Source organism: Stenotrophomonas sp. STEN038 (assembly GCF_056759895.1).
This window is the reverse complement of record NZ_JBRRDW010000061.1, coordinates 1-23010: the sequence shown is the minus strand read 5'-3', so window position 1 is coordinate 23010 and position 23010 is coordinate 1. Positions and strand designations below refer to the sequence as shown.

Here is a 23010-nt window from a genome sequence, read left to right as displayed (position 1 = left end):
GTGGGGCGACCCGCTTCCCCCGCCCCGGCCCCGGGCGCGGCCCGCCCCCCCCCGCGGCGGGTGGCGGCTCGCCCGGTCCGCCCCGCGCGGGGCTGCCCCCCCCACTACCAGAACAACAAAGGCCCGGATCGCTCCGGGCCTTTGCTTTTGCTCCACCTGTAGTGCCGAGCCATGCTCGGCTGGGGCTCTACCGGTAAGGCCGCTGCCGAGCATGGCTCGGCACTACCAAAACCAGAACCGCTTACTTGTTCGGCGCAAACGCCAAGGTGCGACGGGTGGTGGTCGGGCTGCTGATCGGCTCGAACTTCCAGCGCTTCACCGCATTCAAGGCTTCGCGGTCGAAGGTGCGTGCCGGGGTGGCGCGCAATACGCGGGCGTCGGTGACCGAGCCGTCGGTGCCGATGCTCAGCTCCACCAGCACTTCGCCGGAGGTGCCCGAGCGCAGGGCGTCGGCCGGGTAACGCGGGGCCGGGGTGCTGACTGCACGCAGGGTCGGCGCGGCGGCGGGCTTGGGTGCGGCAGCCTGCTGGGCGGCGGCCTGCGCCGCGCTGCGCTGCTCGGCTTCGCGGCGGGTAGCGGCCTGGCGCTCTGCTTCCAGGCGCTCGCTGTCCTTGCGCGCGGCTTCCTGCTTTGCCGCCAGCTGCTGGGCGGCGGTGGCTTCAGCAGCCTGCTGCTGGGCCAGGCGCTGCTGTTCGACCTGCTGCTTGGCGCGGGTCTCAGCGTCCTTCTTGGCCTTGTCGGCTTCTTCGACGGTGCGGCGTTCGGCCACCTGCATGCTGCCGGTGACGCCCTGTTTCAGGCGCGGCAGTGCCGGTGCGGTCGGGTCCACTTTCTCCACCAGTGCGATCAGGCGCTGGGTTTCGGTGAAGTCTTCGCGGCTCAGGGCCTGCTCGGCGGCAATCAGGGTGTAGGGCTGCAGGTCGGTCAATGCGCTCTTGATCGAGGCGTCGTCGGGCAGCTTGTCGCGCAGGGCGAGGTAGTACTCCATGGCGTTGTCGCCGGCCGGCGCATACATGCGGTTGTCGCGCAGGGCGGCGCTGGCCAGGTCGCGCAGCTGCTGGGTGTCCATGGCCTGGACCTTTTCCGCTACCGCCGGTGCGGCGGGTTCATCCTTGCCGGAACAGGCGACCAGCGTGCTCAGCAGAACAGCAGGCATCAACAGGCGCAGCGTGCCTTTACTCATGACGTACGACATCAAACATCCCCTTGAATCGACGAACGTGGACTGCGTTTGCCTTGGCGGCACGAGGCGATGGCATTTCCCGATGCCGTACCCATCAGCAGTGAAGCGCGAATCTAGCATCGCCGGCGCGATAAGCGGCGGCCAATGGTGACGCTGAAATGAAAGAGTGACGGGCGTCACATGATGTGACGCCCGTCTTTGGTGTTGCTCAGTGCGCGTTGGCCGCCGGTTTGGCGTGGCCGTTGGACATCAGCTTGTCGGTCCAGGCGATGCCGATGGCCGACAGGATGAACACGCAGTGGATGATGGTCTGCCACAACACGCCATCGCGGGTGAAGGTAGTGCAGGGCGACTTCAGCGCGGTCAGTTCCGGCGTGCACAGCGGCATGCCGAGCTGGCCGGCTTCGATGAAGGTCTTGAGCAGGTGGATCGAGGAGATGCCGATGATCGCCATCGCCAGTTTCACCTTCAGCACCGAGGCGTTGACGTGGCTCAGCCACTCCGGCTGGTCCGGGTGGCCCTGCAGGCCAAGACGGGAGACGAAGGTTTCATAACCACCGACGATCACCATCACCAGCAGGTTGGAGATCATCACCACGTCGATCAGGCCCAGCACGATCAGCATGATCTTCTGTTCGGTCAGGCCCTGCGCGTCGGTAACCAGGTGCAGCAACTCTTTGCCAAACAGGAACACGTACACGCATTGCGCGACGATCAGCCCCAGGTATAGCGGCAGCTGCAACCAGCGCGAGGCGAAGATCAGGGACGAGAGCGGACTCAGCGGTTTGTGTTGGGACATTGGGAAGGATGGTGCGTTGCGGAAACAGGGGAGGTTACCGGTCGCCCGGAAGGCTGCCAAGCGGATACCGTAGAGGCCCCTGAGGATGGTTCTGCCGAGGCGTATTCATGATCGACCTTTATTACTGGCCCACCCCGAATGGCCACAAGATCACCCTGTTCCTGGAAGAGGCCGGGCTGGAGTACCGCGTGCACCCGGTCAACATCGGCAAGGGCGACCAGTTCCTGCCGGAATTCCTCGCCATCTCGCCGAACAACAAGATGCCGGCCATCGTCGACCATACCCCGGCCGACGGCGGTGCGCCGCTGAGCGTGTTCGAGTCCGGCGCCATCCTGCTGTACCTGGCCGAGAAGACCGGCCGCTTCATCCCCGCCGACCTGCGCGGCCGCGCCGCCACCCTGGAATGGTTGTTCTGGCAGATGGGCGGGTTGGGCCCGATGAGCGGCCAGATGGGCCACTTCAATGTCTATGCGCCAGAGCGCATCCCCTACGCGATCGAACGCTATGACAGTGAGGTGCGGCGCCTGCACCGGGTGATGGACAAGCGTCTGTCCAAGTCGGCGTTCCTTGGTGGCGACGATTACGGCATCGCCGACATGGCGAGCTACCCGTGGATTGGCGCCTACGCCAAGCTGCCGGTGGACTTCGACGCCTTCCCGCACCTGCGCCGCTGGCACCAGGCCATCGCCGAACGTCCGGCCACCCAGCGTGCCTACGCAGTCGGGCCGACGGTCAATCCGCAGGCCGGGCAGCCGCTCAGCGACGAGGAAAAGCGCCTGCTGTTCGGCAAGCGCGACTGACTCGCGGCAGGGGCAGTACGGGCGGTGCTCGGCTAGGATGGTCAGATCCGTGCTGTTCTGACAGGTAAACCATGCGTCCCTTGTTTCTAGCCCTTGCCATGATCCTAGCCACCCCTGCTGTCCACGCTGAAAAGCTCACCCTCGAAGCCATCACCGGCAAGGCGCCGCTGTCCGGCCCTACGTTGCTGAAGCCCAAGGTCGCCCCGGACGGTTCGCGGGTCACCTTCCTACGCGGCAAGGACAGCGACGTCAAGCAGCTGGACCTGTGGGAGTACGACATCGCCAGCGGCCAGACCCGGCTGCTGGTCGATTCCAAGGTGGTGCTGCCCGGCACTGAAACCCTGAGCGATGCCGAGAAGGCCCGCCGCGAGCGCCAGCGCATCGCCGCCTTCAGTGGCATCGTCGATTACCAGTGGTCGCCTGACGCCAGGACGCTGCTGTTCCCGCTGGGCGGCGAGCTCTATCTCTACGATCTGGGCAAGCAGGGCAGCGCCGCGGTGCGCAAGCTCACCAACGGTGAAGGCTTCAGCACCGACGCCAAGCTCTCGCCCATGGGCGGCTTCGTCAGCTTCGTGCGCGAGCGCAACCTGTGGGTGATCGACCTGGCCAGCGGCAAGCAGCTGCAGCTGACCCGTGACGGCAGCGCCACCATCGGCAACGGCGTGGCCGAATTCGTCGCTGATGAGGAAATGGACCGCCATACCGGTTACTGGTGGGCGCCGGATGACTCGGCCATTGCCTTCGCCCGCATCGACGAATCGCCGGTGCCGGTGCAGAAGCGCTACGAAATGTATGCCGACCGCGTGGAGATGATCGAGCAGCGTTACCCGGCGGCTGGCGACCACAATGTGCTGGTCACCCTGGGCGTGATCGCGCCGCGCGCTGATGCGGCGGTCAACTGGGTGGATCTGGGCAAGCAGCAGGATATCTACCTGACCCGCGTCAAATGGCGCGACGGCCAGCACCTTTCGTTCCAGCGCCAGAGCCGCGACCAGCACACGCTCGAGCTGATCGAAGCCAACCTCGCCGACGGCAAGCAGCAACTGTTGGTCACCGAGACCAGCAAGACCTGGGTGCCGCTGCACAACAGTCTGAAGTTCCTCAAGGATGGCCGCTTCCTGTGGTCATCCGAGCGCAGTGGCTTCGAGCACCTGTATATCTCCAACGCCGACGGCCGCAACCAGACTGCGTTGACCTCCGGCAACTGGCCGGTGGACGAGCTGCTGGCCGTCGATGAGGACGCTGGCACCGTCTACTTCCGCGCCGGCATCGAATCAGCGCTGCGCAGCGAAATCTATGCCGTGCCGCTGGCCGGTGGTACGCCGAAGAAGTTGTCGCAGGCGCCGGGCATGCACAGCGCCGCGTTCGCCAAGAACGGCAGCGTCTATGTAGACAGCTGGTCCAACAGCACCACGCCGCCGCAGATCGAGTTGTTCCGGGCCAATGGTGAAAAGATCGCCACCCTGCTGGACAACAACCTGGCCGACGCCAACCACCCATATGCCAAGTACCGCGATGCGCAACGCCCGGTTGAATACGGCACGTTGACCGCCGCCGATGGCAAGACCCCGCTGAACTACAGCGTGATCAAGCCGGAAGGCTTCGACCCGGCGAAGAAGTATCCGGTTGCCGTCTATGTCTACGGCGGCCCGGCCTCGCAGACCGTGACGGATAGCTGGCCGGGTCGCGGCGATCACCTGTTCAACCAATACCTGGCACAGCGCGGCTATGTGGTGTTCTCGCTGGACAACCGTGGCACGCCGCGTCGCGGCCGTGACTTCGGCGGCGCGTTGTACGGCGCGCAGGGCACGGTGGAAGTGGCCGACCAGCTCAAGGGCGTGGAATGGCTGAAATCGCAGCCGTGGGTGGATGGCAGCCGCATCGGCGTGCAGGGCTGGTCCAACGGCGGTTACATGACGCTGATGCTGCTGGCCAAGGCATCGGACCAGTACGCCTGCGGTGTTGCGGGCGCACCGGTCACCGATTGGGGCCTGTACGACACCCATTACACCGAGCGCTACATGAACCTGCCGGCGGCCAATGCTGATGGCTACCGCGAAGCACGGGTGCTGACGCACATCGCCGGGCTGACCTCGCCGCTGCTGCTGATCCACGGCATGGCCGATGACAACGTGCTGTTCTCCAATTCGACCGCCCTGATGAGCGCGCTGCAGAAGCGTGGCCAGCCGTTCGAGCTGATGACCTATCCGGGGGCCAAGCATGGGTTGTCTGGTGCGGATGCGCTGCACCGTTACCGGGTGGCTGAGAACTTCCTTGGGCGTTGTTTGAAGCCTTGAGGGAAGTTGTTGTTTTGATGTGTGGGTGAGGGCTGCAGGCCAATGCCAGAAGCACCCCTCCCCAACCCTCCCCTTCGCTGCGCAAAAGGGAGGGGGCTGTTTGCGGCAATCTGCCAGATCGCCGCGCAGCCGCTTGCCTCCCTCCCTTTCGCGTAGCGAAGGGGAGGGCCGGGGAGGGGTGAGCGTTTGCTCCAGCCATTGCCCCAATCCCCCACTTCCTACCCTTGCCGCCCCGGCAGCGACTGCGTACGGTCAGCCCATCCCTAACGGAGCTGTCCATGAAGCCTCTCGTCCTCGCCGTCGCCCTTGCACTGGCTGCGCCGCTGCCGCTCACTGCAACTGCCGCCGCACCCGCAACGACCAAAACCACGCCCGCCGCCCCGGCCTGGGTTGCGCGCAGCAACGAGCTGGCGCAGATCCTGCTACAGGCGCAGGCGCCATTCCAGCCAGAAATGACCAGCTTCTTCGGCGTGCCCGGCTATGACGACAAGGTCGTCGATCTGCGCGCGGACAACACCGGGCGTTACCGCGCCGCCATGAACAAGGCGCGCGACCAGTTGCGCGAGAAGCTCCAGGTCGAGCGCGATCCCAACCTGCGCCAGGACCTGGAGATCATGATCGGCGCCGCCGAGCGCAACATCGAAAGCAGTACCCTCAACGAACAACACCTGATGCCGTGGGTGGATGTGCCGCAGACCGTGTTCGGTGGCATCAATGGCCTGCTCTCCGACCAGGTGCCCGAAGCGCGCCGGTTCAAGGCACTGGACCGCCTCAATGCCTACCTCGGCAAGGCGCCGGGCACGCAGCCGCTTGCCACCCTGGCGCGCCAGCGCTACGAGGAAAAGAACGGCACGCCCAATCTGCTGCAGCCGACGAAGATTGAAGTGGATCAGGCGTTGGCCAACGTCGACACCTACATCGCCGGCATCGGCAAGCTGTTCGCCAAGTACAAGATCGACGGCGCCGATGCCTCGCTGGCCGAGCTGTCCACGCAGATGAAGGACTACATCGCCTGGACCAGCAAGGAGGTGCTGCCCAAGGCGCGCACGGACAACCGCCTGCCGGCCGAGCTGTATGCCTTCCAGCTCAAGGAAGTGGGCGTGGATATCGACCCGGCGCTGCTGATGCAGCGCGCCCAGCTCGAGTACATGGAGACTCGCGCGATGATGCGCCAGCTGGCACCGCTGGTGGTGCAGGCCAAGGGCTTGAAGGTTGCCGACAACACCGATTACGTGGCGGTGATCCGCGCGCTGAAGCAGGACAAGATCGGCAACGATCAGCTCGAATCGCATTATCGCGGCGTCATCGATGCGATCGATCCGATCATCCACAAGCAGGGCATCGTCGACGTGCCGCAGCGTCCGCTGCAGATGCGCCTCGGCAGCGAGGCCGAAAGCGCCGCCTCGCCGGCACCGCATTACCTGCCGGCACCGCTGGTCGGCAACACCGGCCAGCAGGGCACCTTCGTGCTGCCGCTGGGCAACCCGGCCTCGGGCGAGAAGGCGCAGTACGACGACTTCAACTTCGGCTCGGCGGCGTGGACGTTGAGTGCGCACGAAGGCCGCCCCGGCCACGACCTGCAGTTCGCGGCGATGGTTGAACGTGGGATCTCGCTGGCGCGCACCATGTTCGCCTTCAACTCGGTCAACGTTGAAGGCTGGGCGCTGTATGCCGAAGCCGAGATGGTGCCGTTCGAGCCGCTGGACGGGCAGATGATCGCGTTGCAGTTCCGCCTGCTGCGCGCCGCCCGCGCCATGCTCGACCCCGCACTCAACCTGGGCCAGACCGACCGCGAGCGCGCCCGCAAGGTGCTGGTGGAAGGCGTCGGCCTGTCCGAGGCGATGACCACGCAGGAACTGGACCGCTACACCGTGCGTTCGCCGGGCCAGGCCTGCAGCTACTTCTACGGCTACACCCGCATCATGGAGCTGCGCATGCAGACCGAGCTGGCATTGGGCGATAAGTTCGACCGCCTGGCATTCAACAATTTCCTGCTCGACCAGGGCCTGTTGCCGCCGGATCAGCTGGCTGCCGCGGTCAACGAAGTCTTCGTGCCGGCCCAGCGCCGCAAGTAAGCAAAAAGGGCGCCGCAAGGCGCCCTTTTCATGAGGCAGGCATGTTGCGGCTGCATTTGTAGGAGCGGCGTCAGCCGCGAAGCCGCGACATCTTCAGATGACATGGATACCAACGACTTCAGCACCGTCAGCTTCGCGGCTGACGCCGCTCCTACAAAACTCAATGCCAGCCCAGGCCGCTTCATTCCTTGTCGTTTGAAGGCGTCACCGTCGTACTGTCAGTGGCATCAGCCTCGAACAGATGCATCAGGTCGGCGCGGGCATCGCGCGATGTCTGCATCACTGCCACCTCATCGTCGTACACCAGATGCTGCGCCTTGAGCAGCGCTTCATCGTGCTCGCGGAAACGCTGCACGTGGTCGCGCGCGACATTTTCCGGGAAGCCGAGCGCGGTCAGCACCCGTTCGCTGGCTTCAAGACTGGAGCCGAATACCTCGCGGAATGGCTCGGCCGACATGTCCAGCAGCTTCCATGCGTGCTGACGGTTGCGCGCACGCGCCAGCACCGTCGCCTTGGGATACATGCGCCGCACCAGCCGCACCGCGCGCAGATTGGTGTCCGGGTCGTCCATCGCCATCACGAACACGCGGATGTGCTCGGCACCGGCGGCACGCAGCAGATCGGGGCGGGTAGGGTCGCCGTAGTACAGCTGGTTGCCGAAGCGGCGCAGGTCCTTGACCGTGTCCGGGTCGGCTTCCAGTGCAACAAAGGGAATGCGTTGCGCGGTCAGCAGGCGGCCGACGATCTGGCCGAAACGGCCCATGCCGGCAATCAACACCTTTGGCCGCTGTACAGCAGCGTCCTTCAGCGTTTCATCCGGTTCGGGCTGCGCAGGCCGTGCAGGCGGCTTGAGCTGCAATGTGCGCTGCAGCGCGAGCAGCAGCAAGGGCGTGATCGCCATCGACAGGCTGACTACCGCCACCAGCCTGTCGTGGTTGATTCGACCGAGCAGATGCGCACGCTCGGCTTCGTTGAACACCACGAAGGCGAACTCGCCGCCCAGCCACAGCACGCTGCCCAGCATCAAGGCGTTGCGCAGCGACATGCGCGCAGCAAGGCCGAGCGCGATCAGGATGGAGAACTTCACCGCCAGCAGGATGGCCACGCCCAGCGCGATGATCTCCGGTTCGGCCGCAACCCGCTTCAGGTCGATGCCCATGCCAACCGCGATGAAGAACAGGCCGAGCAGCAGGCCCTTGAACGGCTCGATCTGCGATTCGATCTCGTGGCGGAACTCGGAGTCGGCCAGCAATACACCGGCGATGAAGGCGCCGAGGCTGGCGCTGAGCCCGGCCTCGGCCATGAACCAGGCCGTGCCCAGCACCACCAGCAAGGCGGTGGCGGTGAACACTTCCGGCATCCGTGTGCGCGCAACGATGTTGAACAGCTGGCGCAGCATTGGCCGACCGAGCACGATCACCAGCATCAGCGCGCCAAGGGCGATGGAGGCATCCTGCCAGCTCAGGGTTTCGTTCTTGACCCCGCCCAGCAGGGGAATGGCGGCCAGCAAGGGGATGGCGACCAGATCCTGGAACAGCAGGATGGCGAAGCCGAGCCGGCCATAGTCGGAGTTGAGTGCCTTGTGCTCGGACAGCAGCTGCAGCCCAACCGCCGTGGATGACAAGGCCAGCGCGGTGCCGATCACCAGCGCGCTTTTCCACGAGAAGTGATTGAGCAGCAGCAAACCGCCCAGCACCATCGCACTGAGCAGCACCTGCACCGTGCCGGCACCGAATACCGGACGCCGCATCACCATCAGTCGCGACGGTGACAGCTCCAGCCCGATCACGAACAACAGCATCACCACGCCGATCTCGGCGGCATTGAGGATGCGGTCGGCATCCTGCACGAAGCCCAACACATGCGGGCCGAGCACCACGCCAGCGGCCAGGTAGCCCAGCACCGCGCCCAGCCCGAAGCGCTTGAATACCGGCACGGCGATGACCGCCGCCAGCAGCAGTACCAAGGCTAATTCGAGACCGGTGCCATGCATTTGAAGGGATTCCTTGATTGATTCAGCTGACCGGTCGGGCAGCTGCCTACCGAGGATTTCACATTATGCGGACTGTGCCGTGAGTGAATGCGAACGGCAGCCCTCCATGGGCGGGATGCAGCGGTGCAGGCTTGACCCCGTCGGCCAACAGGACCAGACTCGCGCCGCTGCCGGTAGAACCGCGCAGCACCTTTCCGGAGTCCAACCCATGTCCAGCGACAGTAGAAGTCGATCGCGATCGTCGACACCAGCGACGGCAACCGCCTGACAGGGCTGGTTCGCCCTGTGCTGGCGTTGCGGTCGCAATCCAGAACAGGCGAATCAACATGAACCAGAAGCAATTTCTGCGGCCAGTGGTGGACGCAGCCACGCTGAGCGCGCCCCTTGCCGATTACAACACCGCCGACGCGGTGGAGTACCTCAACGCCCTGCCATTGCCGCTTGCGGCCAATACCTTGGCGGCCTTGTCATTGCCGCGTGCGGTCAAACTGCTGGAAGCCCCTGAGCTGCAGCATGCAGGTGAACTGATCGCAGCGTTGCCGCCGGCCCGCGCCGCAGCCCTGCTGGGGCTGATGGCCGACGACCGTGCCACCGACATCGTCCATGAGCTGGATGATGCCGAGCGCGCGCGGCTGATCCCGTTGCTGGCACCGGAGGCGCGGCGCTCGATCCAGCTGCTGCTGAGCTATCCGCCCAACACCGCCGGCGCCTTGATGACCACCGAGTTTGTCGGCGTGCCGGCGGACTGGACGGTGGCGCAGACCCTGCAGCACATCCGCGAAGTGGAGCGCAGCCGCGAGACGGTCTACGCCATCTATGTGCTGGACCCGCAGACCCGCCAGCTGCAGCAGGTGGTGACGATGCGGCGGCTGATCACCGGCGAGCCCGAGGATTCGATCCTGTCGGTTGCCCAGGTCAATCCGCCGGTGACCGTGGATGCCTTGCTGGACCAGGAAGAGGTAGCGCAGCTGATTCGCCGCCACGACCTGCTGGCGATCCCGGTTGTGGATGCACAGCAGCAGATGCTGGGGATTGTCACTGTCGACGACATCCTCGATGCACTGATCGATGAATCCACCGAGGACGTGCACAAGTTCGGCGGCGTGGAAGCCTTGGACAAGCCGTACATGCAGATCGGCTTCCTGGAGATGCTGCGCAAGCGTGCCGGCTGGCTGAGCGTGCTGTTCCTCGGCGAAATGCTCACCGCCAGCGCCATGCAGCACTATGAGGACGAGCTGGCGCGTGCGGTGGTGCTGACCTTGTTCATCCCGCTGATCATGAGCTCGGGAGGCAACTCCGGTTCGCAGGCGACTTCGTTGCTGATCCGCTCGCTGGCGCTGCGCGAACTGCGCCTGCGTGACTGGTGGAAGGTCGCCCTGCGCGAGCTGCCAACCGGCGTGGTGCTCGGTGCGATCCTCGGCACCTTGGCGATCATCCGCATCACCGTCTGGCAGCTGGCGGGCCTGCACGATTACGGCGAGCACTGGAAGCTGCTGGCGGTGACCATTGGCGCGGCCTTGATCGGCATTGTCACCTTCGGTTCCTTGTCGGGCTCGATGCTGCCGTTCGTGCTCAAGCGCCTGGGCTTCGACCCGGCCAGCGCCTCGGCCCCGTTCGTGGCAACGCTGGTGGACGTCACCGGCCTGGTGATCTATTTCAGCATCGCCGCAATGATCCTCGGCGGAACGCTGCTCTGAATGTAGTGCCGAGCCATGCTCGGCAGAGGCGTTACCCGTAGAGGGGGACCTGTAGTGCCGAGCCATGCTCGGCAGGGGCTTTACCGGCACACCCAACGGCAAACGCAGAAGCACCCCTCCCCAACCCTCCCCTGCGCTACGCGCAAGGGAGGGGGCAATCTATCTCCCTCCCTTTGGCGCCAGCCAAGGGGAGGGCCGAGGAGGGGGGCTCTTCGCAGTAACCAAGACCACTCCCCACCAACATCCCAAACCACCCCCACTTTGATCCAACGCAGCCCACCCACCACCGCAGCCGTGTACCTTTGACCCGGTACCCGCAACAGGCGTCGCAATGAGCACCTATCACCTGCAGACCGTATTCCGCCCCCGCTCGGTGGCAGTGATTGGCGGCAGCCCGCGCGATCGTTCCGCCGGCCGCGCGGTGATCCGCAACCTGCGTGCCGGCGGCTTCGCCGGGCAGATCGGCTGGGTCAGCCCGCGCTATGCCGAAATCGACGGCATGCGCACGGTCAAGAAGCTCAAGGACCTGCCGTGGATTCCGGATCTGGTGGTCATCACCGTGCCGGCAACGCTGTTGCCGCAGGTGGTTGCCCAGGCCGCCGAACTGGGCGTGGCCGCCGCCATCATCCTAACTTCCGGCCTGGGCAAGGGCCCGGGCTCCTTGGCTGCACAGGTGGAAGCCGCCGCGCGGCCCAAGGGCATGCGCGTGCTCGGCCCGCATTGCCTGGGCGTCATCGCCCCGCATGCACGGCTCAACGCCAGCATCGCCGCGCACACGCCGCAGGCCGGCGATCTGGCGCTGATCTCCGAATCCAGCGCGATTGCCGCTGCGCTGGTGGAATGGGGCGTGGCGCGTTCGGTGGGTTTCTCGGCGGTGGTATCGCTGGGCGATGCGCTGGATGTCGACTTCGGCGACCTGCTCGACTACTTCGCCAGCGATTACCGCACCCGCGCCATCCTGCTCTACGTCGACCAGATCAGCGACGCGCGCAAGTTCATGTCGGCCGCCCGGGCCGCCGCCCGCGCAAAGCCCGTGGTAGTGGTCAAATCCGGGCGCAAGCCGCGCGGCAGCGCAGAGGTGGTCACCACCCACTCACAGGCATTGGCGGATTCCGACGCGGTCTACGGCGCAGCCTTCAACCGCGCTGGTCTGCTGCGGGTGAATGCACTTGACGAGTTGTTCACCGCCGCCGAAACCCTGGGCCGTCTCGGAACCTTCCCCGGCCGGCGGCTGGCCATCCTCAGCAATGGCGGCGGTGTTGGCAGGTTGGCAGTGGATCAGCTGCAGGCGCTTGGCGGCAGCCTGGCCGAGTTGTCACCGGCCACCGTCGAGCTGCTGGACCAGGCCTTGCCGCAGGGTTGGTCGCGCGACAACCCGGTCGACATCGTGGTCGATGCCGACGGTGGCCGTTACGCTTCGGCGATTGAAGCGCTGTTGTCCGATGACGCCAACGACGCGGTATTGGTGATCAACGTGCCGACCGCGTTCACTTCCTCGGCCGAGGCCGCGCAGGCGCTGACCACCACGCTCGGGCAACGCTCGCGGCAGCTGCGCGACAAGCCGGTGTTCGCGGTATGGCTGGGCAATGACGACCGCGCCACGGTCACCCTCAACACCGCCCGCGTTCCGACCTACCCAACCGAAGCCGACGCCGTGCGCGGCTTCCAGCATCTGGTGCGTTACCGCGAAGCGCAGACCGCGCTGATGGAGACGCCGCCCAGCTTGCCGGCGGATTTCGTGGTGGACGTGCCTGCCGCACGCGCACTGGTGGAGGCGGCGCTGGCCAATGACCAGCAATGGCTGGACCCGGTGGCAACGCACAAGCTGCTGCAGGCCTACGGCATCCCGTCGTTGGAAGTGATGGTTGCGCGTGATCCGCACGAAGCGATGGATCTGGCCCAGCCATTGCTGGAGCAGGGTATGAGTGTGGCGGTGAAGATTTTCTCGCCGGACATCCCGCACAAATCCGAAGTCGATGGCGTGCGCTTGAACCTGGGTAGCCTGCGCGCGGTGCAGTCCGCGGCGACCACCATCCTGCAACGCGCTCGCGAAAAGCGCCCGCAGGCGCGCATCGAGGGCGTGCTGGTGCAGCCCAGCCTGACCCGCCCCAAGGCGCGTGAGCTGATCGCCGGCATTGCCGACGATCCGGTCTTCGGGCCGGTGGTGGTGTTCGGCCGTGGTGGTACCGCTGTGGAAGTCATCGACGACAAGACCCTGGCATTGCCACCGCTGGACCTGCGGCTTGCCCATGAAGTAATTGGCCGTACTCGTGTCTCACGCATCCTGAAGGCCTATGGCGATGTGCCGGCGGCAGACGAGCGTGCGGTGGCGATGGTGCTGGTCAAGCTGGCGCAGCTGGCGGCGGATATTCCGGAGATCCGCACGCTGGATCTCAATCCATTGCTTGCCGACCGCAACGGCGTGATCGCATTGGATGCACGTGTCGCCATCACTCCGGTCAAGCGCCTGCACAAGGGCCGTGGCCATCCGCGCTTCGCGATCTTCCCGTATCCCACCGAGTGGGAGCGCACGATAGATCTGTCCGATGGTGGCAAGGCCTTCCTTCGCCCGGTGCGACCAGAGGACGATGGCCTGTTCCGCGCCTTCTTCGCACGCGTCACCGACGATGACCTGCGCCTGCGCTTCTTCCAGTCGGTCAAGCACTTCAGCCACGAGTTCATTGCCCGCCTGACCCAGCTGGATTACGCGCGCTCGATCGCATTGGTGGCGATTGATCCCAAGACCGGCGAAATGCTCGGCGCTGTGCGCCTGCACGCCGATGCCGATTACAACCGCGGCGAGTACGGCATCCTGATCCGCTCCGACCTGAAGGGCCACGGCATCGGCTGGAAGCTGATGCAGATCATGATCGAGTACGCCGGCTGGCTGGGCTTGAACGTTGTGGAAGGGCAGGTGCTGCGTGAGAACAGCACCATGCTGGCGATGTGCCAGAGCTTGGGCTTCAAGGTGAAGGCCGACCCGGATGACTCGACCATCATGAATGTGACGCTGCCGGTGGGCGAGGTTAAGAGCTAAAGGCCAGGAGCCAAAGGCACCCCTCCCCAACCCTCCCCTGCGCTACGCGCAAGGGAGGGGGCAGATCCGCTCCCTCCCTTTGCCGAAGGCAAGGGGAGGGTTGGGGAGGGGTGCTTTGGCTTTGGCTTTGGCTTTGGCTTTAGCTGTAGCTGTAGCTGTAGCTGTAGCCCCACACCCTCACCCCCAAACCACCGCAAGGCGCGACAATAGCGCCATGCAAACGAACCAGAACCCAGCAGCCAGAATCCCGCTGCTACTGCTGCCCGGCCTGCTCAACGACGCCACACTCTGGCAGGCCCAGCTCGAAGCGCTCACCGACATCGCCGACTGCCAGGTCGGCGACCTCACCCAGCAAACCACGATGCGCGCCATTGCCGAGGACGTGCTTGCCAAGGCACCCGCGCAGTTCGCCCTGGCCGGTTTCTCCCTCGGCGGCTACGTCGCCCAGGAAATCCTGCGCATCGCACCGCAGCGGGTACTCAAGCTGGCCCTGCTGGATACCTCGTTCAAATCCGACTCGCCCGAACGCGCCGCGCAACGTGTGGCACAGCAGAACAGCGTGCGCCTGCCCGGCACCTTCCACGGCTTCGGCGACAAGCTGATGCGCAGCTACATCGATGCTTCGCGACTGGATGACCAAGCGTTGGTGGATACCGTGCGCAGCATGACCGCACGCCTCGGCGCTGAAGTCTTCCTGCGCCAAAGCCAGCTGCAACGCACCGATGGCAGCGAGGTCCTGCGCGCCTGGCAGGGCTCGGCCTTGATCGTCTGCGGGCGCAACGATGCGATCACGCCGCTGTCCGTAAGCGAGCAGATGACCGCACTGATGCCGCAATCAACGCTGGTGGTGATCGAGGACTGCGGCCATCTGGCACCCTTGGAAAAGCCTGCGGAAGTGAACGCAGCGATGCGTGCGTGGTTGCTGCAGGGTATCGACGACTAGCCCCGACAAACGCCTGAGCTCGGTAGCTCAGTACGCAAACGCAGCACGGTGTTTGCGGATGAACTCCGCCCAGCGCACCGGCTCACGGCCGGTGATGGCCGGGAAGTTGTCGAAGGTGGCTTCGATGCCAGGCACCCGCCGCTCGGCGACCCGCTGGAAGTTGTCGCGCACGCAGTTCATATAGGCCATCTCGGCACCGGCCGCGCGCATGTCTTCCAGGAACACATCCGGGCTCAGCGCCTCGTAGCGGAATGGCTGGCCAAGCAACTCCGTCATCAGCGCGGCGACCTCGCCGTAGGACTTGGCGTCGTAGCCCAGCCGATAGGTCTGTCCGGCATGCCGTTGCGGCCACGCCAGCGCCTGGGCGGCGACCGCGGCGACGTCATCACCGTCGACCCAGCTGAAGCGCGCGTCGCCGGTGTACTGGCGGATCACGCCGTCGACCACGGCGCGGGTGCCGTCGTAGCTGAGCAGGTTCTGCATGAAGGCTTCCGGCCGGAGATGGGTGAACGAGAAGCCATGCCACTCGATGTAACGTTCGACCAGCTGATGCCAGGCCCAATGCCCGATGCTGGCGTCATCACCGCCGCAGGCACCCAGGTGCACCACATGCTGCACACCGGCCTGCTTGGCCGCATCGAGGAAAACCTTGCTCTGGCGCAGCATGTCCACGCTGTAACCGGTGACCAGGAATACGCGATCAATACCCTGCAGCGCAGGCAGCAGCGAATCTTCCTTGTCGAAATCGAACATCACCGTGCGGATTCCCTGCGCCTGCAAGGCGGCGGCCTTCGCTGGCGAGCGCACTGCCGCAACCGGCGTTACCGCATCTTCCAGCAACAGGTTTCTCAAGGTTTCTGCGCCGATCTGGCCGGTGGCACCGGTGACAAGGACGGTGGGGCGTTGCTGGCTCATTGCTGCCTTGGATGCTTGATCGAAGAGGACACCCAGCCTATCGTGGAATCACATTCCGTTCCGCGATGCTTTTTACTGGCATTACGGAATCTGATTCTTCAATAGCGAAGCCTGCCGCATGCATCCCTCCGAACGCCTGAAAGGCCTCGACGTCTTCGTCTGTGTTGCTGACGCAGGCAGCTTTACCGCAGCTGCGGAGCGGCTGCACCTCACCGCTTCGGCGGTCGGCAAGTCGATCGCACGCTTGGAAGATCGATTGGGTCGCACGCTGTTCCACCGCACGACGCGGCGCATGTCATTGACCGAAGCCGGCATCGCCTTCCACCGGACCTGCACGGAAGTGCTGACGAACCTGGAGGAGGCCGAGGTGGCGCTGCGGGCTGAGGATGATGAGCCAAGTGGACGAGTGCGAATTGATCTGCCGGCCGCATTCGGCCGCTTGCAGACCTTGCCGATCATCCTGGGTTTTGCCCAGGCCTATCCGCTCACTCGGCCGCAGGTGTCGTTCTCGGACCGCTTCATCGATCCGGTCGAGGACGGTGTCGATATCATCGTGCGCATCGGTGGACCCGATGCATGGTCGTCGCTGGTCGAGCATCGGCTGCTGGCCCATGAGCAGCACGTGTTCTGTGCGTCCCCCGCCTATCTTGCGGCGCATGGGGTGCCGGCAACGCGCGGGGATCTGCTGGCGCATCGCTGCATCGCCTATGGACGCGCCGATGGCTCGGTCAGCCCGTGGCGCTTCGCAGCCGCAATGCCAGGCGAAGTAGAGCTGCAGATGATGCCGGCTCCGCTGGTAGTGGGAGATGGTGAAGGGCAGGTCACCGCTGCGTTGGTTGGCAGCGGCATCGTGCAGCTACCTACCTGGTTGGTACGCAGCCATCTTGAGGATGGTGCGTTGGTGGAAGTGCTGCCGCATCTGGCCAGCCAGGGCCTGCCGCTCACCCTGGCCTGGATGAAAAGCCGACGTGAGCTGCCAACGGTCAGCCTGTTGCTGGAAACGCTGGCAGAGGAACTGGCGCCGCGTATCCGCTAGCAGCGCCGCAATCGCAACGCCTCTAGGCATGGCGGGCAGGTATCACCAGCCCGCCAAGGTATTGCTCACGTACAGCGTTTCAATCCCAGGCCGGGGCGATACCCGGATTGGCTACACGCTCGCCGCGATCCAGCTCCGCGATCCGCGCCATGTCCTCGGCATCCAGTCGCAGCTGTGCCGCCTGCAGGTTGCCGGCGAGGTTCTCGCGCTTGGTCGACGACGGAATCACCGCATAGCCCTGCTGCAGCGCCCAAGCCAATGCGACCTGCGCGGTGCTTGCCTGGTGCTTGTCGGCAATGGCCTGGATCACCGGGTCCTTCAGCACCGCACCATAGGCAAGGCTCATGAACGCGGTGACATGGATGCCCTGCTCGCGCAGGTAGGCGATCAAGGCGCGGTTCTGCAGATAGGGGTGCACTTCGATCTGGTTGGAGGCGATGGCATCGGCACCGAGGATGGCGATGGCCTGGCGGGTCAGGTCGATGGTGAAGTTGGAAACACCAATCGCCTTGGTCAAACCCAACGCTTTGGCTTCACGCAGCGCGCCCAGGAACTCGGCCATCGGCACTTCGTCCTTGGGCGAGGGCCAGTGGATCAGGGTCAGGTCGACGTGGTCGGTGCGCAGCTTGCGCAGGCTCTCGCGCAGGCTGGCAAGCAGGTCGTCATGGTGGAAGTTTCTGATCCAGATCTTGGTGGTCAGGAACAGCTGCTCGCGCGGCACCGTGCCGCCGGCGAACGCCGCGCCCAGATCGGCCTCGTTCTCGTAGATCTGCGCGGTGTCGAAAGCACGGTAGCCAAGGTCCAGTGCGTTGTGCACGGAGTCGGTGAGGACCTGGTCCTTGAGGCGATAGGTGCCAAGACCAATAGCGGGAATAGTCATTCAAATCTCCAGAAGTTCGCGCTTACAGGCTACGCCGTGCAGCGCTGACGAAAAGGTAAGAGGGAGTAACAGCGTGTTCTGTCAGTGCGCGCTGACGGCAATGCCTTCGGCGCGTACATCCAATCCGTCGCGGCGATCCAGGCGGCCACTCACTACGGTCAATGCCAACGCACCCAGCACCACCAAGGCGCCAATCCAAGGCGTGTGCATCAGTCCGATGTGATCGACCACCAAGCCACCCAGCGAGGCACCCAGCGCGATGCCGATGTTGAATGCGGCGATGTTCAGGCCGGATGCGACATCGGTTGCCTGCGGCACGAAGCGCTGCGCCTGCTTGACCACGTAGACCTGCAGGCCCGGTACATTGCCGAACGCCACTGCGCCCAACGCCAGCACCGTCAACAGCACCAACCAACGGTTGTAGGCGGTGAAGGTGAGCACCAGCAGCACCAGCGCGAGCAGGCCGAAGATCAGCGTCAACGCGGGAATCGGCCCGCGACGGTCAGCCAGGCGCCCGCCCCACAGATTGCCGATCGCCACCGACACACCGTAGACCAGCAGCACCGCACTCACCGCATTGGCCGAGAAACCGCTGACGTCCTGCAGGATCGAAGCGAGGAAGGTGAAGGACAGGAAGGTGCCGCCATAACCCAGCGCAGTCATCGCATAGACCAGCAACAGGCGTGGCTGCGCCAGCACGGCGAACTGCTGGCCGAACGTGGCCGGCGCGCTGCGCGGCAGGTCGCGCGGCACGAACAGCAGGCTGCCGAGCAGGGCGATCACGCCCAACGCAGCCACCGCCAAGAAGGTTGCACGCCAGCCCAGGTGCTGGCCGATGAAGGTGCCCAGCGGCACGCCGGTCACCAGCGCCACAGTCAGCCCGGTGAACATGATCGCGATCGCACTGGCGGCTTTGTCCTTGGGCACCACCGAGGTGGCGATGATCGAGCCGATCGAGAAGAACACGCCATGCGCCAGCCCGGTCAGTACCCGGGCCACGATCAGTGAGCCATAGCCGGGCGCCATCCACGCAATCAGGTTGCCGACGGTGAACAGCAACATCAGCGCGACCAGCAAGGCCTTGCGCGGCACCCGTCCGGTCAGAGCGGTGAATACTGGTGCACCTACCGCAACGCCAAGCGCATACAGGGAAACCAGCAGGCCAGCCGAGGGCAGGCTGACGTGCAGGTCGGCGGCAATGGTCGGGATCAACCCGACGATGACGAACTCGGTGGTGCCGATGGCGAACGCACCCAGCGTCAGCGCCAGCAAGGCAAGGGGAATACCGCGTGACATGGGCGAATCCTTGGAAAGGGCTGCGCAGTGTGAACGCGTCACTCTTGCCGAAAAATGCGGTTTCCCACCAATAACTATTGATTTAGAGTCAACAATATTCCATCGCCACCTGGCCGCACCGATGAAAACCACCCTGGATGAGATGCAGGCCTTCATCGCGGTGATCGACACTGGCTCGATCACCGCCGCGGCCGAGCAGCTGGGCCAGACCACCTCGGGTGTCAGCCGGGCGCTGGGGCGGCTGGAAGAGAAGCTCGGCACCACCTTGCTGACCCGCACCACCCGCCGTCTGCAGCTCACCGACGAAGGCGAGGCCTTCTTGGCTCAAGCCCGCGCCATCGTCGCCTCGGTGGATGCCGCCGAAGAGCAGATAGCCGCGCGCCGTGGCACGCCGTCGGGGCGGCTGCGGGTGGATGCGGCGATGCCCTTCATGCTGCATGTGATCGCGCCGCTGGTGGCGGGCTACCGCAGGCGTTACCCGCAGGTGGCGTTGGAGCTCAACAGCAGCGAGCGCTACATTGATCTGCTGGAACGTCGGACCGATGTAGCGATCCGCATTGGTCCGCTATCGGACTCCACCCTGCATGCACGTCCCCTGGGTCACAGCCGCCTGCGTGTGCTGGCCAGCCCGGCTTACCTGCAGCAGCACGGCACACCGAAGGACGTGGTGCAGCTGCAGGCGCACACCCTGCTTGGCTTCAACGAACCGGATTCGCTGAATCATTGGCCATTGCAGGGTGACGACGGCGAGCGCCTGCACGTGCGACCCGCACTGGCGGTATCCAGCGGCGAAATCCTGCATCGTTTGGCATTGGAAGGCGTGGGTATCGTCTGCCTGTCCGACTTCCTCACCGAAGGCGCGCGAACGCGTGGCGAGCTGGTGCAGGTGCTGCCGAAACAGACGTTGGATGCGCGCCAACCGATCCACGCCGTGTACTACCGCAACACCGCGGTATCCGCGCGCATCAGTTCCTTCCTCGACTACCTCGCTGAGGCAATGACGCAGCCGGTTGTGGGAGCGGCGTAAGCCGCGAAGCTGACATCGTCAAAACCACCGGCATGCGCGTGATCCGATGATGTCGGGTGCTGCCGTGCGCGCCGTGCTTTCGCCCCCTCCCTTTGGCGAAGCCAAGGGGAGGGTTGGGGAGGGGTAAGCTCTTCAGCTTCTGACGTTGCAATGGCTTTGCGGCTAACGCCGCTCCCACAACAAAGCCAGCACCAATGGCGCAGCCGTTTGTAGGAGCGGCGTAAGCCGCGAAGCTGACATCGTCAAAACGACCGGCATGCATGTGACCCGATGATGTCGGGTGCTGTCGTGCGCGCCGTTTATTGCCACCGGGAAAGCCCCTGCCGAGCATGGCTCGGCACTACGCTTCTGCTCCCTCCCTTTGGCGAAGCCAAGGGGAGGGTTGGGGAGGGGTAGGCGCTTCAGCTTCTGACGTTGCAGCAGCTTCGCGGCTCACGCCGCTCCTGCAAAACCAAGCCGGTAATCTCGCTCAATGCTGCTCGGCATGATGCCAGGCATGGCGCACCAGCCAACGTGCCTCATCCCAGGAAACCGCCAACGCCGGGCTATGCCGGTGGTAGCTGTCCTGCAGCACTTTGTAGAGCTGTTCTTCGTTGGCGCGTGGATAGGCCTGGTACACGTCGTAACCCATTTCCAGCAACCGCTGGTAGTGGTCGAACTCGTGCTGGCCAAGATGGCCGATTGCATGCACGCCGCGCCAGTAAGTCAGTTCGGCGTGGCGATCGATGCTGCGCTGGGCTGTAGGTGCGGTCTGCATGGGTAGGACTCCGTTCGCGGTCTACCCCCTGTCCGGCCGATCCTACGACGCGGGCAGGAGGTGCGCAACTCGCCCAATTCAGCTTTCTGCGCTGGCGGCATCCAATTGCGCGATCTGATCTGGGCTCAAGCCAAGCTGCGCGGCAGCCAGCACTTCCTGCAGCTGCTGCACGCTGGTGGCGCTGACGATCGGTGCGGTGATGCCTGGGCGTGCGATCAACCACGCCAGTGCAACCTGCGCCGGCGTTGCTTTGTGGCTGGTAGCCACGTCATCCAGCGCCTGCAGAATGCGCAGGCCACGCGGGTTGAGGTATCGATCAGCCACTTTAGCGCCGCGTGCCGCACTCTTGCCTACGTCATCGGCGCTGCGGTACTTGCCGCTGAGAAAGCCACTGGCCAGCGAGTAATAGCTGATCACGCCGATGCTGTTCTCACGCGCCAGCGGCTCCAGCTCGGCCTCGTAGCCACTGCGGTCGTAGAGGTTGTATTCTGGCTGCAGGGTTTCGTAGCGCGGCAGGTGATAGTCGGCTGACACCTTGAGTGCATCACGCAGGCGCTCGGCGCTGTAGTTGGACGCACCAATCGCACGCACCTTGCCCGCCTCGATCAGTCGCGCGAACGCACCCAGGCTCTCTTCCAGCGGAACCGACTCATCGTCTTCGTGCGCCTGATACAGATCGATCACCTCTGTCTGCAGGCGACGCAGCGAATCCTCAACCGCTTCGTTGATGTTGTCAGCCGACAGGCCCGGATGCTCCGCCCACTTCGCAACCTTGGTGGCAATCACCACCTTGTCGCGCTTGCCACTGCGCTGCAGCCAGCGGCCGATGATGGTCTCCGATTCGCCGCCGCGGTTGCCCGGCACCCATGCCGGATACACATCGGCGGTATCGACAAGGTTGAAGCCTGCATCCACGAAGGCATCAAGCAAGCCAAAGGATGTCTTCTCATCGGCACTCCAGCCGAAAACGTTGCCACCAAAAGCGATGGGGCTGACATGGAGACCCGAGCGGCCAAGTTCGCGTGACTGGGGCATGCGTTGCTCCTTTGTTGTTCAGTTCAACAGCATAGACGGCATGCGTTCCAATTCCGTGGCAACGTCGTGAATACAGCGTTCCGTGCGCCGTTCCCGCGCTAACGGGATCTAAACATTTGCATGCTGCATTGCACTTGCAGCCGCGTGCTAGGCTCGCCGTTTCAATCGACGGAATTCCGCATGAAGAAGCCTGCCCCGCTGTTGTGTGCCTGTCTGCTGGCGCTTGCCAGCACCCTGTCTGCCGGCGCTGCGCTGGCCCATGAAGCCGCTGCCAGCACAGCTGACACGCAGGTATCGCCGCAGCTGCAGGCTGCCATTGCCGGCAACTGGCGCACACCGGCCAATGTGCTGCGCGACGAATACCGTCACCCGGCGCAGACCCTGGCCTTCTTCGGTCTGCAACCGACCCAGACGGTCATCGAAATTACACCGGGCGGCGGCTGGTATTCCGAAATTCTTGCGCCCTACCTGCGCGATGGCGGCAAGTACGTTGCCGCGGTGGTTGATCCGGCAGCATTGCCGGCTGGCGGTGGCCGTGATTACCAGCAGCGCTCGCGCGATGGCTTGAGCAAGAAGTTTGCTGGCGCTCCGGCCCAGTTCGATCGTGCTGCCGAGGTGGCTTACAACCCGGCTGCGCCGGTGCTTGGCGCACCGGGCTCGGCGGATGTGGTGCTGACCTTCCGTAATGTCCACAACTGGCGTTCCTCTGGCCAGGCCGAAGGCATGTTCAAGGCTTTCTTTGACGTGCTCAAGTCAGGCGGTACCCTAGGCGTGGTCGAGCACCGTGCCAAGGCTGACGTGCCGACCGATGACGGCAGCGGCTATGTTGGCCAGGCGCAGGTGATTGCCATGGCGGAAGCCGCTGGCTTCAAGCTGGCTGGCAGCAGCGAGGTCAACGCCAACCCGCGCGATACCAAAGACTACCCCAAGGGCGTGTGGACGCTCCCGCCCTCCAACAGCCATGACGCTGCGGATGCCGCCAAGTACAAGGCCATCGGCGAAAGCGACCGCATGACACTGCGCTTCGTAAAGCAGTAACCGCGCAGGGAATAGGGCTTGGAGAGGGGAGGGTGAGACAATGTGCGGCCACGCTGTTGGCCGCACGGCACTCAAACCGGCGCCGGCCGGGACCCCCCGCGCCCCCCCCCCCCAAATAACATAAAACAAACTAAACCAAAAAACCAATTAAAATTAAAAAACCAAAATAAAACACTAAAAAACTCGTGGGAAGTTTACCACC

General features: G+C 64.5%; 16 protein-coding genes and 2 pseudogenes. 9 read left to right on the top strand and 9 right to left on the bottom strand.

Annotated elements, in window-relative coordinates; all coding sequences use genetic code 11:
* Positions 1–241 precede the first annotated feature (241 nt).
* Together ACVOLS_RS18765 and ACVOLS_RS18760 are read right to left on the bottom strand one after the other, a co-directional pair.
* Positions 242–1195, bottom strand: a complete 954-nt coding sequence (locus ACVOLS_RS18765; RefSeq protein ID WP_481546882.1) for an energy transducer TonB — start codon at positions 1193–1195, stop codon at positions 242–244.
* Between the two features lie 196 nt (positions 1196–1391).
* Positions 1392–1982 carry a TIGR00645 family protein gene (locus ACVOLS_RS18760; protein ID WP_282265890.1) on the bottom strand — a complete coding sequence of 197 codons (591 nt, stop codon included), beginning with the start codon at positions 1980–1982 and terminating at the stop codon, positions 1392–1394.
* A 107-nt stretch (positions 1983–2089) separates the two neighbouring features.
* Between ACVOLS_RS18760 and ACVOLS_RS18755 the strand changes: the two genes are divergently transcribed.
* The 3 genes from ACVOLS_RS18755 (at position 2090) to ACVOLS_RS18745 (ending at position 7154) form a co-directional block, all read left to right on the top strand.
* On the top strand, positions 2090–2782 hold the full coding sequence (locus tag ACVOLS_RS18755; RefSeq protein WP_481546881.1) for a glutathione binding-like protein: 693 nt from the start codon (positions 2090–2092) through the stop codon (positions 2780–2782).
* Positions 2783–2853: 71 nt separating this feature from the next.
* On the top strand, positions 2854–5079 hold the full coding sequence (locus tag ACVOLS_RS18750; RefSeq protein WP_481546880.1) for a S9 family peptidase: 2226 nt from the start codon (positions 2854–2856) through the stop codon (positions 5077–5079).
* A gap of 278 nt (positions 5080–5357) precedes the next feature.
* Entirely contained in the window at positions 5358–7154 is a 1797-nt protein-coding gene (locus ACVOLS_RS18745) for a DUF885 domain-containing protein (protein WP_481546879.1), read from the top strand.
* A gap of 181 nt (positions 7155–7335) precedes the next feature.
* On the opposite strand, the pseudogene ACVOLS_RS18740 reads toward ACVOLS_RS18745, so the two are convergent.
* Together ACVOLS_RS18740 and ACVOLS_RS18735 are read right to left on the bottom strand one after the other, a co-directional pair.
* A pseudogene (locus tag ACVOLS_RS18740) lies at positions 7336–7944 on the bottom strand (NAD-binding protein); the annotation flags it as partial.
* A 71-nt stretch (positions 7945–8015) separates the two neighbouring features.
* A pseudogene (locus ACVOLS_RS18735) lies at positions 8016–9147 on the bottom strand (monovalent cation:proton antiporter-2 (CPA2) family protein); the annotation flags it as partial.
* Positions 9148–9473: 326 nt separating this feature from the next.
* On the opposite strand from ACVOLS_RS18735, the gene mgtE reads away from it, so the two are divergent.
* From mgtE to ACVOLS_RS18720, 3 genes are all read left to right on the top strand, one after another.
* Positions 9474–10844, top strand: coding sequence for a magnesium transporter (mgtE, locus tag ACVOLS_RS18730; RefSeq protein ID WP_481546878.1), 1371 nt, complete (start codon positions 9474–9476; stop codon positions 10842–10844).
* A gap of 331 nt (positions 10845–11175) precedes the next feature.
* Positions 11176–13881 (top strand): bifunctional acetate--CoA ligase family protein/GNAT family N-acetyltransferase, encoded by a 2706-nt coding sequence (locus tag ACVOLS_RS18725; protein ID WP_481546877.1) that lies wholly within the window; start codon positions 11176–11178, stop codon positions 13879–13881.
* A gap of 214 nt (positions 13882–14095) precedes the next feature.
* On the top strand, positions 14096–14824 hold the full coding sequence (locus ACVOLS_RS18720; protein WP_481546876.1) for an alpha/beta fold hydrolase: 729 nt from the start codon (positions 14096–14098) through the stop codon (positions 14822–14824).
* Positions 14825–14851: 27 nt separating this feature from the next.
* On the opposite strand, the gene ACVOLS_RS18715 is transcribed toward ACVOLS_RS18720, so the two are convergent.
* Positions 14852–15739, bottom strand: a complete 888-nt coding sequence (locus ACVOLS_RS18715; protein WP_481546875.1) for an SDR family oxidoreductase — start codon at positions 15737–15739, stop codon at positions 14852–14854.
* Between the two features lie 118 nt (positions 15740–15857).
* Between ACVOLS_RS18715 and ACVOLS_RS18710 the strand changes: the two genes are divergently transcribed.
* Complete coding sequence (locus ACVOLS_RS18710) at positions 15858–16775, top strand: LysR family transcriptional regulator (RefSeq protein ID WP_481546874.1); 918 nt, start codon at positions 15858–15860, stop codon at positions 16773–16775.
* Positions 16776–16854: 79 nt separating this feature from the next.
* Here the strand turns inward: ACVOLS_RS18710 and dkgB are convergent, their stop codons facing one another.
* Positions 16855–17655: a 2,5-didehydrogluconate reductase DkgB gene (gene dkgB, locus ACVOLS_RS18705; protein ID WP_481546873.1), complete on the bottom strand. Its 801-nt coding sequence runs from the start codon at positions 17653–17655 to the stop codon at positions 16855–16857.
* Positions 17656–17736: 81 nt separating this feature from the next.
* A complete protein-coding gene (locus ACVOLS_RS18700) occupies positions 17737–18951 on the bottom strand; it encodes an MFS transporter (protein ID WP_481546872.1) in 1215 nt (404 codons plus the stop codon).
* A 121-nt stretch (positions 18952–19072) separates the two neighbouring features.
* Here ACVOLS_RS18700 and ACVOLS_RS18695 point away from each other — a divergent pair, with 121 nt between their 5' ends.
* Positions 19073–19978, top strand: coding sequence for a LysR substrate-binding domain-containing protein (locus ACVOLS_RS18695; protein WP_481546871.1), 906 nt, complete (start codon positions 19073–19075; stop codon positions 19976–19978).
* Positions 19979–20447: 469 nt separating this feature from the next.
* Here the strand turns inward: ACVOLS_RS18695 and ACVOLS_RS18690 are convergent, their stop codons facing one another.
* Together ACVOLS_RS18690 and ACVOLS_RS18685 are read right to left on the bottom strand one after the other, a co-directional pair.
* The gene (locus ACVOLS_RS18690; RefSeq protein ID WP_303747938.1) at positions 20448–20735 is read right to left on the bottom strand and encodes a hypothetical protein; all 288 of its coding nucleotides are present in this window, start codon (positions 20733–20735) and stop codon (positions 20448–20450) included.
* A gap of 78 nt (positions 20736–20813) precedes the next feature.
* Complete coding sequence (locus ACVOLS_RS18685) at positions 20814–21770, bottom strand: aldo/keto reductase (protein WP_481546870.1); 957 nt, start codon at positions 21768–21770, stop codon at positions 20814–20816.
* Between the two features lie 180 nt (positions 21771–21950).
* Between ACVOLS_RS18685 and ACVOLS_RS18680 the strand changes: the two genes are divergently transcribed.
* Positions 21951–22808 (top strand): class I SAM-dependent methyltransferase, encoded by an 858-nt coding sequence (locus ACVOLS_RS18680; protein ID WP_481546869.1) that lies wholly within the window; start codon positions 21951–21953, stop codon positions 22806–22808.
* Positions 22809–23010 lie beyond the last annotated feature (202 nt).

Bases quoted from the DNA above. Each gene is read 5' to 3' on its own strand.
- ACVOLS_RS18680 (WP_481546869.1), top strand. From the start codon at position 21,951: ATGAAGAAGCCTGCCCCGCTGTTGTGTGCCTGTCTGCTGGCGCTTGCC.
- ACVOLS_RS18700 (WP_481546872.1), bottom strand. From the start codon at position 18,951: ATGTCACGCGGTATTCCCCTTGCCTTGCTGGCGCTGACGCTGGGTGCG.
- ACVOLS_RS18745 (WP_481546879.1), top strand. From the start codon at position 5,358: ATGAAGCCTCTCGTCCTCGCCGTCGCCCTTGCACTGGCTGCGCCGCTG.
- ACVOLS_RS18710 (WP_481546874.1), top strand. From the start codon at position 15,858: ATGCATCCCTCCGAACGCCTGAAAGGCCTCGACGTCTTCGTCTGTGTT.
- ACVOLS_RS18720 (WP_481546876.1), top strand. From the start codon at position 14,096: ATGCAAACGAACCAGAACCCAGCAGCCAGAATCCCGCTGCTACTGCTG.
- ACVOLS_RS18715 (WP_481546875.1), bottom strand. From the start codon at position 15,739: ATGAGCCAGCAACGCCCCACCGTCCTTGTCACCGGTGCCACCGGCCAG.
- ACVOLS_RS18750 (WP_481546880.1), top strand. From the start codon at position 2,854: ATGCGTCCCTTGTTTCTAGCCCTTGCCATGATCCTAGCCACCCCTGCT.
- ACVOLS_RS18760 (WP_282265890.1), bottom strand. From the start codon at position 1,982: ATGTCCCAACACAAACCGCTGAGTCCGCTCTCGTCCCTGATCTTCGCC.
- dkgB (WP_481546873.1), bottom strand. From the start codon at position 17,655: ATGACTATTCCCGCTATTGGTCTTGGCACCTATCGCCTCAAGGACCAG.
- ACVOLS_RS18685 (WP_481546870.1), bottom strand. From the start codon at position 21,770: ATGCCCCAGTCACGCGAACTTGGCCGCTCGGGTCTCCATGTCAGCCCC.
- ACVOLS_RS18765 (WP_481546882.1), bottom strand. From the start codon at position 1,195: ATGTCGTACGTCATGAGTAAAGGCACGCTGCGCCTGTTGATGCCTGCT.
- ACVOLS_RS18755 (WP_481546881.1), top strand. From the start codon at position 2,090: ATGATCGACCTTTATTACTGGCCCACCCCGAATGGCCACAAGATCACC.
- ACVOLS_RS18695 (WP_481546871.1), top strand. From the start codon at position 19,073: ATGAAAACCACCCTGGATGAGATGCAGGCCTTCATCGCGGTGATCGAC.
- ACVOLS_RS18725 (WP_481546877.1), top strand. From the start codon at position 11,176: ATGAGCACCTATCACCTGCAGACCGTATTCCGCCCCCGCTCGGTGGCA.
- ACVOLS_RS18690 (WP_303747938.1), bottom strand. From the start codon at position 20,735: ATGCAGACCGCACCTACAGCCCAGCGCAGCATCGATCGCCACGCCGAA.
- mgtE (WP_481546878.1), top strand. From the start codon at position 9,474: ATGAACCAGAAGCAATTTCTGCGGCCAGTGGTGGACGCAGCCACGCTG.